Origin of the sequence: Pseudomonas sp. ITEM 17296, assembly GCF_028895205.1 — a bacterium.
Classification (GTDB): Bacteria; Pseudomonadota; Gammaproteobacteria; order Pseudomonadales; family Pseudomonadaceae; genus Aquipseudomonas; species Aquipseudomonas kermanshahensis.
Genome location: NZ_WJRS01000100.1, coordinates 1 through 325, shown reverse-complemented (window position 1 = coordinate 325; position 325 = coordinate 1). Strand labels below are relative to the sequence as shown.

Annotated in this window: 1 protein-coding gene; it reads right to left on the bottom strand. The window is 64.3% G+C overall.

Features of this window, described 5'->3' with window-relative positions; translation table 11 throughout:
• The coding region (locus GIB19_RS28230; protein ID WP_274888876.1) for a type VI secretion system Vgr family protein at nt 1-325 on the bottom strand (325 nt) is incomplete at both ends.

The following is a 325-nucleotide window of genomic DNA, read 5'->3' as shown; positions in this document are numbered from 1 at the left end:
AAAGGTGGTGTGGTACTCCTGTGCGACCTTCAGGCGCTCGGCGGTTTCGACGAGGTCCGTATGGTGTTCACTGGCGCGAGCACGCATTTCGGTGGTCAGCAGCAGGCCACCGCCGGCGCGTAGCACGCCGTGGGTATCGGTGCGCAGCTCGAAGCCTTGTCCACGCGGCTTGCCGCCAAAGTGGCGAGGATGGGTGAGGTAACCAAGGTTCAGTGCCGAGTGGTCGTGGTCACTCATCAGCGCTGCGCTGATCTGCCCGGTGGTGTCGTCCAGGCGCAGTTCGTTGTGGCGCTTGCCGTGGTGCTCCTTGCTGCGGATCGGGCTA